Origin of the sequence: Aureimonas sp. AU40 (genome assembly GCF_001463785.1) — a bacterium.
Lineage (GTDB): Bacteria > Pseudomonadota > Alphaproteobacteria > Rhizobiales > Rhizobiaceae > Aureimonas.
In genome coordinates this window covers 1-9,136 of sequence record NZ_BBWL01000013.1, presented here as the reverse complement: position 1 = coordinate 9,136, position 9,136 = coordinate 1, and the positions used below count along the sequence as shown (strand labels likewise).

Sequence of the window (9,136 nt, the reverse complement as noted above, 5' to 3'; positions counted from 1 at the left end):
GGCCTCGGGATCCTCCCCGCCGTGGTCGCGGATGCCGGCCTTCGCACGGGGATGCTAGTGGCGCTGCCCTTCGACCTGCCGTCGCGCGGGTTCCATTCGGTGCTGGCGAGGGACCGTCACCGCAGCCGCGCCGTCGCCGCCTTTCTCGCCGAGCTCCCGGCGGTCGAGGTGCCGCCGGCGTGATCGATCCATCGACCACGTTCGGACGACTTTCGGTCGACGCGATCCTCGAGCGTCTCGCGGCGCTGCCCGGCAAGGCCGACCTGTTCAACCCGTATGCCGGGTTCGACGCGGAGATCGAGGACGCGGACGCGCCGGCGACCCGCCGTCGCAATCTGCAACGCTATCTCGCCGCGATGGCGGACCGTGGCGTCAGCGACCTCTGGCTCGGCGAAGCGCCCTCGCGCTTCGGGGCGCGCCGGACCGGCGTGCCGTTCACGGGCGACGGGCGGCTCGCCGACCTGTCGGAGCGGCTTCGCCTCGATCCGCCATTGGCACGGGCGACCCGCGAGATCCGGCCGACCCGGGAGTCCGGAACCTCCCGGGAGATCTGGAACGCAATGCCCGCCTCGCTGCCGCTGTTCTGGAACGCGGTGCTTTTCCATCCCCATCGCGGCGTCCGGCCCTTGCGCAACCGGACGCCGACCTGGACCGAGATCGCCGAGCACCGGGAGGTGCTGGCGATGATCGTCGCGATCTTCGAGCCGCGCCGTATCCTCTGCATCGGCCGGGTGGCGCAGCGTGCGGCGGACGGACTCGGCATCCCCGCCACCTACGTGCGCCACCCCGCCCAGGGTGGCGCGGTCCGGTTCCGGGCTGGCGTCGCCGCGTTCCTCGACAACCGCCCGCCGGCGGCTGCCCCTCCTTCTCTCAGCCGGCCTTGAGGCAGGGCGAGACGAAGAGATCGCCCCGCCAGGCGCCGCGCACCGTCCGCGTGCCGACGATCACCCAAAGCACCGCCAGCACCGCGACGAGCACCGCGCCGAAGACGTGGATGGCGGCGATCGGCAGGAGCGTGCCGAGCTTCAGCGTGGCGACGGCATAGACGCCGAGCGGGAACGTGTAACCCCACCAGCCGATGTTGAAGGGAAGGCCGTCGCGCAGGTAGCGCAGCGTCACCAGCACGGCCATCGCCAGCCACCAGAGGCCATAGCCCCAGAGGAGCAGGCCGCCGAAGAGGCCGAGTCCTTCCGCGAAGGCGCCGAAGCGCTCCAGATCGTTGGCGGACAGGATCGCGGGAGCCGCGCCGCCCAGCGTCATCAGCCCGAGCGCGCCGGTGCCGATCGGTCCGAGAGCCAGCCAGCTCGACGCCGCCATGTTGGCGTGCGGCAGCTTGTGGATGGCCATGCGCAGGAGGAGCACGACGAGGATGCTGAGCGCGATCGGCACCGACAGCGCCCAGAGCGCATAGGAGAGCGTCAGCAAGACGAGCTGGGAATGCGGGTCGACGAGATGCGGCGCGAGCAGTCCCCCGGAGACGGCGGCGACTTCGGCCGCGACCACCGGCAGGAGCCAGACCGCGGTCATCTGGTCGATCGTGTGGCTCTGGCGCGTGAACATCATGAAGGGAATGGCGACCCCGCAGGCCGCCGCCATCGCGACGTCGATCCACCAGAGCGTCTCGGCGATCCCGACCGCGACCTCGCCATAGCGCGGCAGGCCGAAGATCAGGAAGCCGTTGCCGATGGTGGCGAGGCCCATCGGGATGCAGCCGAAGAACATCGACACGACGGAATGGCCGAAGATGCGCTTGGCCCCGTCGAAGAAGAAGATCCAGCGGGCGGCGTAGAGGCCGGCGAAGAGCGTGAAGAGCGCGATGTTGAACATCCAGAGGCCCTCGGCCAAGGCATGCAGCATCGGCACGTCTGCCTGGAACTGCGACAGCGCGATCGCGAGGATCCCGGTGCCCATCGTGGCGGCAAACCAGTTCGGGGTGAACTGGCGCACGACCTCACGCGGGCTGTCGAGGCGCGATAGCGGCTGAAGCCCGAGGGTGACGGCGCGCATCTGTTCGAAGGTCATTGGGGAGGGTCCTTGTCCTGCGCAGACCATGCGCCACCGCGATCGTTCGATCCAACGCGTTGTTCCGGTTATTCCGATCGATCGAGGCGATAGATCCCGTTCGGGCGCCTCGCCTCGAATAAATGTTGCCGCCACGGGAATGAAAGCCGTCCGCATGCGTCTTCTTCCCGACCCGTACTTCGAGGATCCTCCGTTTCCATGCTGAAGACGCTTCTCCTGACCCTGACCTTCGCCGGGGCGTTACTCTCCTCGGCCAAGGCGCAGGACGCGCCCGCTCATCAGCACCCGGCAATGGCGCCGGCCACGCCCGACAGCTCGCACTATGCCGAAGCGACCGCCGCAGCGATGGAGAGGATGCACGCCGGCATGATGTCGGCTCCGTTGACCGGCGATCCCGAGCACGACTTCCTGTCCCAGATGATCCCGCATCACCAGGGCGCGATCGACATGGCCAAGGCCGTCCTCGGCTCGACCGAGGACCCTGCGATCCGCAACCTCGCCCAGTCCATCGTCACCGAACAGACCTACGAGATCGCGCTGATGCGCTCGATGCTCGCCGCATCCGCCGACAAGACCGCACCCGTTCCGGAGACGACCCCATGACCCGCACCGCCATCCTCGCCGCCGCCCTCCTTGTCTCGACGTCGGCCTTCGCGCTGCCTGCCGCTTCCGACCGCGTCTATACCGCCGACCAGAACTCGAACACCGTCTCGGTCATCGATCCCGTCGCGAACAAGCTGCTGGGCCAGATCCGGCTCGGCAACCCGCGCCCGGACGTTCTGAGCCCGCTCTACAAGGGCGAGGTCAACGTGCACGGCCTCGGCTTCTCGCCAGACCACAGGACACTCGTCGTCGTCTCAACGGTGACGAACTCCGTCACCTTCATCGACACGGCGACCAATGCCGTGAAGGGCATGACCTATGTCGGGCGCAATCCGCATGAGGCCTTCTTCACGCCGGACGGGAAGCAAGTCTGGGCGACGGTGCGCGGTGAGGACTATCTGTCGGTGATCGATGCCGCGACACTCAAGGAGACGGGCCGCATTCCGACGACGAGCGGTCCGGGCATGACCAAGTTCTCGCGCGACGGCAAACGCGCCTTCGTCGCCAACTCGTTCAATCCGGTGCTCGAGGTCTTCGATGTCGCGAGCCACGCGCTCGTGAAGCGGATCCCCGTCGTCTCGCCCTTCGTGCCCTTCGTGCAGGTGAGTCCGGACGGCAGCGACGTTTGGCTGACGCACAAGGACGTCGGCAAGGTCACGCGCGTCGATGCCAGGACGCTCGAGGTGACGGAGGTGATCGACAGCGGGCCGATCTCCAACCATCTCGGCTTCGGCACGGTGGACGGCGAGACGCTGGTCTATGTGACGATCGGCGGCGAGAACGTCGTGAAGGTCTACAAGCCCGGCGAGAAGACGCAGCTCGTCGCGACCATCCCCGTCGGCGCCCTGCCGCACGGCATCTGGGGATCCGACGACGGCAGCCGGATCTTCGTCGGGCTCGAGAACGGCGACAAGGTCGACGTGATCGACACGGCCGAGCAGAAGGTCGTCGCCGAGATCCCGATCGGACAGGCCCCGCAGGCCCTGGTCTTCGTGCCGGGCGCGGTTCCCGAAAGTGCGGGCACCGAAAACCTCGTGCCGCTGAAGGCAAGCCCGGAGAACCTGACTCTATCGCTCAAAGCCCCCGCGGGCGCGGACGGTTCCGGCATGGTCGTCTCGCGCAATCTCGGGCTCGTCGATGCGATCGACGTCAGTGTCGCCAAGCTGAAGCCGGCGACCGAATACGGCGTGTTCTTCGAAGGGCAGGACGAGCCCGTTGTGGTGCTGAAGACCAACGACAAGGGCGCCGGCATGGCCTCCAGCATCGGCCCGGTGCGCACGCTCGCCGCCCCCGGGGAGCCGATGGCGGGCAAGGAGCCGCGGCTGGTCGTGGTCGTGGGTCTGAAGGGCACCGCAAGCCCGGTCCTCACGAGCCGCTAGAGCCGGTTGGGTCCGTGCCGCTTTCTCAGGGCGGTTCCGCCCGTCATGTGTTCGCCTCATCGGCCAACGGATGCATCGATCGGACGCGCATTCGCGGGCGCCGATCGGATGCGTCGGTATTCCTTCGTTTCCTTGGAGAGCTCAACCGACGCTGACCGGGACACGATGCCAAGAATGGGCGAGGTAGCCCTTCCAGTTCCAGATCTTCGCGATGTCCCCGGGTTGCGAACCGCCGGCCTCGTCGAAGGAACGAACGGCGAGTTGGTGCTGGCCGATGGGCAGGTCGAGGACGACGGACCAAAAGACCCACGCCCATTGGGTGTCGGCGCGCCTGTCGATGGCGGCCTCATGCCAGTTCTCGCCGCCATCGTAGGAGACCTCGACCTTCGCGACGCCATTCTGCGTCCCGATCGCGTAGCCCTCGATCTTCGTCGTTCCCGGCTTCAACGTCGCCCCGGCAGCCGGAATGCAGATCGCGGCGTTCAAGGGCATGTCGTTGATGACGACGTTCGGATCCTTGTCGGCCGTCTCCTTCGTCGTCGTCGGAGGAAAGAGCCGATACTCCTTACGCTGGATCGGGGTATCCGCCTCCTCGTCCTGCACCATGATCGAGGCCAACCATTTGGGGCTACGCGTTCCCGCATAGCCGGGCACCACGACGCGTAGGGGAAAGCCGTGCTCGGCCATCAAGGGCTCGCCGTTCATGGCCCAGGCGAGGAGGACATCCGGCGTCATCGCCTTCTCGAGCGGGATCGAGACGCCGTAGTCGAAACGATCATCCTTCATGACGACCTCGTCATGCGCGAAGAATGCGACGTGCAGCCCGGTTCCGCCTTCGGCGCCTGCGGCGCTGAGGACGTCGGACAGCGAGACGCCGGTCCACTCCGCATTGCCAATCGCCCCGGGACCCCAGAGGTCACCCTCGACATATCCAACGTCGACCATGTCAGCCCGGCGATTGCCGGCGCACTGCATGACGGCCATGACCTTGCGCTCCGGGAAGCGCGACTTGAGATCCGAGAGCGACAGATCGATCGGCATCTTCACCTTGCCGCCGATCTTCAACCTGTAGCCCGCCTCCTCGATCTTCGGCACGGTGCCGTGGTCGCGGATGTAGAATTCGGCCTGGGGCGTGACGAAGGAGGACCGGAGCTTGGCGATCGGCGTCTCGGCGTTCAAAGGAAGCTTGCTGTGGACGAGCAGGTCGCTGGCGGGCCCGGTCGGTGCAGCGGTGGCCGCCGAAGCAGCCAAAGTGGGCCATGTCGTATGAGTCACCAAGAGGCAACTCGCCCCCTGGAGCACGGTCCGTCTTGTGGGCATGGTGACATCTCCAAGGCAGTAAGTTGCATGAAACAGAGCAACATTCCCTTCGATCACCAGTTCCCTGAAGGCGTGTCCGACGGCACATGAAGCCTTAGTTGACAGTGCTCGCGACGATCGCGTAGACGTCGCAAACGGCAATGGATTCTGCCGGGCCTCGTGCCGAACCGCCTCCCGACGGGCTGATGACTCCTACTCCACCCGCAACATGGCGGGCGAGTAGTGATGTCCGGCCCGCATCCCACCCGATGCAGACTGCCTGATCGCTCCGCCCGCACAGGAGCCGACCATGCCGCCGAACGCCCTTGCCACTCGGACCTTCCAGGCGCTCGTGCTCGCCAAGTGGGTGATGCTCGTCCTGCCGATGGCCGCTGCCGTCGGCTCGGCCTGCGCCCTGTTTCTCTGGGCTCTCGACGTCGCGACCAAGGCAAGGTTCGAGACCCCCAACCTCTTCTACTGGCTTCCCTTTGCCGGTCTCGCCGTCGGCCTCGTCTACCACTGGTTCGGTGGGTCGGCCGAGGGCGGCAACAACCTGATCGTCGAACAGATCCACGAGCCGGGCGGTGGCGTGCCATTGCGCATGGCGCCGCTGATTCTCGTCTCGACGGTGGTCACACACCTCTTCGGTGGATCGGCAGGACGCGAGGGGACGGCGATCCAGCTTGGCGGCAGCTTTGCGTCCGCCTTCGGCAAGGCGTTGCGGCTCGAGCAGAAGGAGGTCCGCCTCCTCCTCGTGGCCGGCATCGCCGCAGGCTTCGGGGCGGTCTTCGGAACACCGATCGCCGGCGCGATCTTCGCGCTCGAGGTCCTGACGGTCGGTCGCATCCAGTACGAAGCGCTTGTGCCCTGCCTCGTCGCGGCCGTCGTCGGCGACTGGGTCTGCCTGCAATGGGGCATCGAGCACACCCACTTCCTCATTGGCGTCGGGGACGGGATGCAGGGCTTCAGGCTCGACATCCTCCTATTCGCCCAGGTCGCGCTGGCGGGCATCGCCTTCGGCCTCGTCAGCCAGTTCTTCGCCGAGAGCCTCCACGCCGTGCAGGGCCTCGTGAAGCGCATCGTGCCCTTCGCCCCCTTGCGTCCCGTCCTCGGCGGCCTCCTCCTCATCGGTCTCGTCTACGTCCTCGGGACACGCGAATATCTCGGCCTCGGCGTGTGGTCGGCCAACCCGGGGGACGCGACGATCTCCGGCTTCTTCGACCCCGCCCGGTCCGACGAGTGGGCATGGGCGTGGAAGCTGTTCTTCACCGTGGTCACGCTTGGCTGCGGGTTCAAGGGCGGCGAGGTCACTCCGCTCTTCTTCATCGGCGCGGGTCTCGGCAGCGCGATCGGCCATGCGATCGGGGCGCCCGTCGACCTCTTCGCCGGGATCGGCTTCGTCGCCGTCTTCGCCGGCGCCTCGAACACGCCGATCGCCTGCACCATCATGGGCATCGAGCTCTTCGGGGCGGAGAACGCCGTCTACATCGCGACGGCCTGCTTCCTCGCATACGTCTTCAGCGGCCACTCCGGCATCTACCTCTCCCAGCGCGTCGGCGTGCCGAAGATCGACCACGGCTTCCTGCCGCCCGACGTCTCGCTGCGCGAGGTCCGGACCATCGGCAGGCCCGCGCCGGACTTCGCCTTCCCCAAGCGCCGGCGGGCGGCCCGGGTTGCCGAACCACTCTTCTTCAAACCTTCGACAGGAACCGACTTGACCCAATCGCACCACGTCAGCCCGAGCGACATCGGGATGCTCCGCATCTACCTGAAGCCCGGCGACAAGGGGTCGGGGTCGGGGCGGTTCGTCTTATGGGGCGCGAAGCCCCTCTACCGGGAACTCGTGCTGCTCGCCAAAAAGGCCGGGATCATGAACGCCGTCGCCCACCACACCCACTACGGCTACAGCAACCACGGTGCCGCGCAGGAGCCGAGCGGGGAGTATTTCAATCCGAAGCTGACGATGTGCGTCGAACTGGTTGGGCACCGTCCCGAGCTCGAGACCTTCTGCGGAGAGCATGGCGCGCTCCTCCGCGACAAGGTGATCGTGTTCAAGCACATCGAGCACTGGACGGTCGGAGAGGGTGACGGGTCCCTTAAGGATACCACCGTCGCCGACGATGATGGGGCAGCCGACCCCCCTTCCGCAGATCTGACGGCGAAGTCCACTGGCATTCCCGGACGCGACCGGCGGCAATCACCTTCGCCGCTGTCGCCTCTCACGATGGAGCAATCCCGATGAAGTTCGCCGCCGCCTCCTGGCAGTTCTGGGCACTCTCGTCCGCGGCCTTCGCCGCCCTCACGGCGATCTTCGCGAAGATCGGGATCGAGAACGTCAACTCCGACTTCGCCACCTTCATCCGGACCGTCGTCATCCTTCTCGTGCTCGGCGCGATCCTCGCGATGACGGGACAGTTCCAGGCCCCAGGATCGATCTCCAGGCGGACGTACCTGTTCCTCGTACTGTCGGGCATCGCGACGGGAGGATCCTGGCTCTGCTGCTTCCGTGCCCTGAAGCTCGGCGACGCCGCGCGCGTCGCGCCGATCGACAAGCTGAGCGTCGTCCTCGCGAAAATGTCGGCTGTCCGTACCTGCGTCTCCAGAGCGGACTGACGGCTATCCACCCTAAATCGCCAGCGGCAGGTGCATGGCCACGAGGTCGGGGTCCAGGCCGACCTAGCGGGCGATCCGCGACGGCCGCCACCCCAGTGCGGCGAGGTCCGCGATCCGCTCACGGACAGGGCGCTCCAAGCTCGAGTTGAATCGGATGCCAAGCTTGCCGCCTTTCGTGAGCACGGCCCGTTCCGAGATGCCCAACATCGCCGCGATGGCGGCCGGCGACGACCGGCCCCAGGCGTGGGCGCGTAGGACGGCGGTCATCTCCGCCGTCCAAATCGTGATCTTCTCAGCCGCGGCCGCCCTCGTCGTCCGGGACCATCTCGGCCGGCGGATACGTCCGGCGTGGAATGCCCTCGCTCGCGATGCGAACGGCCTGCGAGTCGTATTCGGCCGCCACCTTCATCCGCACGAGCACGTCGTCCAGGATCGCCCCGACCTCCTCCTGGCAGTCCGCCTCATAGTATTCGATCGCGCCGCAGCCGGCGGCGTAGGCGCGGCGGGCGACCTCGCGCAGGAGGTCCAGGTCGACGGCCGGCGCGGGACGCGATGCCGACCTCGCCGCCGCCGTCTTCGCGATCAGGGCGTCGATCTCGGCCCTACCCTCCGGCGTCCCGGTCGGCCGCTTATTCCAGGGTCGGAACGCCGCCAACGTGTCGAGGTCCGGCCACGCCCCGTCGAAGGTCATGGCGCGGTCGTCGATCGTCAGGAAGGCCGGCGGACGGGTCGTGGAGAACTGCAACGCGAGATGGATCCGGTTCGCCTCGGTCGCGCCGAACTCGGTCACCAGCTCGACCCACAGCCAGTCCTGGACCGCTGTGAGCCCGCCCGGATCCTTCAGCCTGCTCGACACGATCACGACCTCGAACCGGTCGTCCTCGACCAATGCCCGGAGGAACGCCATGGCGCCCGGCGTCGGCGGATCTGAGATCGTCGCGGCGTCGGTCCATGGGCTGGTGTACGAGTGGAGGACGCCGTCGAAGTCGAGGGCGATGAGGCGCTTGTAGCTGGTCATGACGCTTCCTTTTCGGCAGCACGGGCCTCGTAGGTGTGGAGCAACACGTCGCCGGCCGGGTCGTCCGACAGGAGGACGCCGACCGTGTGCCGAAGAGCATGCCTCGTGGAGTCGTAGCCGTGCCTGGGAAGACCGGCGATGCTCTGCAGGTAGTGCGCGGCCAGGCTGTCGCGGCGGTCGCGGACGGACCGCCGCCTGCCGA

General features: G+C 67.3%; 9 protein-coding genes, 1 pseudogene and 1 riboswitch. Of the genes and pseudogenes, 6 read left to right on the top strand and 4 right to left on the bottom strand.

Annotated features, from left to right (window positions below):
• A pseudogene (locus AUL32_RS05010) lies at window positions 1-183 on the top strand (hypothetical protein); the annotation flags it as partial.
• Window positions 180-884, top strand: a complete 705-nt coding sequence (locus AUL32_RS05005; RefSeq protein ID WP_062112266.1) for a uracil-DNA glycosylase family protein — start codon at window positions 180-182, stop codon at window positions 882-884. The pseudogene AUL32_RS05010 and the gene AUL32_RS05005, both read left to right, overlap by 4 nt.
• On the opposite strand, the gene AUL32_RS05000 is transcribed toward AUL32_RS05005, so the two are convergent.
• Window positions 871-2,022, bottom strand: a complete 1,152-nt coding sequence (locus AUL32_RS05000; protein ID WP_062112264.1) for a TDT family transporter — start codon at window positions 2,020-2,022, stop codon at window positions 871-873. The two genes, AUL32_RS05005 and AUL32_RS05000, sit on opposite strands and share 14 nt — an antisense overlap.
• A gap of 198 nt (window positions 2,023-2,220) precedes the next feature.
• Here AUL32_RS05000 and AUL32_RS04995 point away from each other — a divergent pair, with 198 nt between their 5' ends.
• On the top strand, window positions 2,221-2,625 hold the full coding sequence (locus tag AUL32_RS04995) for a DUF305 domain-containing protein (RefSeq protein ID WP_062112263.1): 405 nt from the start codon (window positions 2,221-2,223) through the stop codon (window positions 2,623-2,625).
• Window positions 2,622-4,004: a YncE family protein gene (locus tag AUL32_RS04990; protein WP_062112262.1), complete on the top strand. Its 1,383-nt coding sequence runs from the start codon at window positions 2,622-2,624 to the stop codon at window positions 4,002-4,004. The genes AUL32_RS04995 and AUL32_RS04990 overlap by 4 nt, the downstream gene beginning before the upstream one ends.
• A 141-nt stretch (window positions 4,005-4,145) precedes the next feature.
• Here the strand turns inward: AUL32_RS04990 and AUL32_RS04985 are convergent, their stop codons facing one another.
• Window positions 4,146-5,207 (bottom strand): molybdopterin-dependent oxidoreductase, encoded by a 1,062-nt coding sequence (locus tag AUL32_RS04985; RefSeq protein WP_062112268.1) that lies wholly within the window; start codon window positions 5,205-5,207, stop codon window positions 4,146-4,148.
• A 244-nt stretch (window positions 5,208-5,451) separates the two neighbouring features.
• A riboswitch (Fluoride riboswitch) is annotated at window positions 5,452-5,526 on the top strand.
• Between the two features lie 87 nt (window positions 5,527-5,613).
• Between AUL32_RS04985 and AUL32_RS04980 the strand changes: the two genes are divergently transcribed.
• Window positions 5,614-7,545 carry a DUF190 domain-containing protein gene (locus tag AUL32_RS04980; RefSeq protein ID WP_082659298.1) on the top strand — a complete coding sequence of 644 codons (1,932 nt, stop codon included), beginning with the start codon at window positions 5,614-5,616 and terminating at the stop codon, window positions 7,543-7,545.
• Window positions 7,542-7,916 (top strand): EamA family transporter, encoded by a 375-nt coding sequence (locus tag AUL32_RS04975; protein ID WP_082659296.1) that lies wholly within the window; start codon window positions 7,542-7,544, stop codon window positions 7,914-7,916. Before AUL32_RS04980 ends, AUL32_RS04975 begins: the two co-directional genes overlap by 4 nt.
• Window positions 7,917-8,208: 292 nt before the next feature.
• Here AUL32_RS04975 and AUL32_RS04965 read toward each other — a convergent pair whose 3' ends face one another.
• Together AUL32_RS04965 and AUL32_RS25810 are read right to left on the bottom strand one after the other, a co-directional pair.
• On the bottom strand, window positions 8,209-8,934 hold the full coding sequence (locus AUL32_RS04965; RefSeq protein ID WP_062112258.1) for a hypothetical protein: 726 nt from the start codon (window positions 8,932-8,934) through the stop codon (window positions 8,209-8,211).
• Window positions 8,931-9,136 (bottom strand): hypothetical protein (locus tag AUL32_RS25810; RefSeq protein WP_210177810.1); only part of this gene is annotated, 206 nt, incomplete at its 5' end. The genes AUL32_RS04965 and AUL32_RS25810, both read right to left, overlap by 4 nt.

Coding starts and splice junctions, on each gene's coding strand:
- AUL32_RS04990 (WP_062112262.1), top strand. CDS start 2,622: ATGACCCGCACCGCCATCCTCGCCGCCGCCCTCCTTGTCTCGACGTCG.
- AUL32_RS04975 (WP_082659296.1), top strand. CDS start 7,542: ATGAAGTTCGCCGCCGCCTCCTGGCAGTTCTGGGCACTCTCGTCCGCG.
- AUL32_RS05000 (WP_062112264.1), bottom strand. CDS start 2,022: ATGACCTTCGAACAGATGCGCGCCGTCACCCTCGGGCTTCAGCCGCTA.
- AUL32_RS04980 (WP_082659298.1), top strand. CDS start 5,614: ATGCCGCCGAACGCCCTTGCCACTCGGACCTTCCAGGCGCTCGTGCTC.
- AUL32_RS04995 (WP_062112263.1), top strand. CDS start 2,221: ATGCTGAAGACGCTTCTCCTGACCCTGACCTTCGCCGGGGCGTTACTC.
- AUL32_RS04965 (WP_062112258.1), bottom strand. CDS start 8,934: ATGACCAGCTACAAGCGCCTCATCGCCCTCGACTTCGACGGCGTCCTC.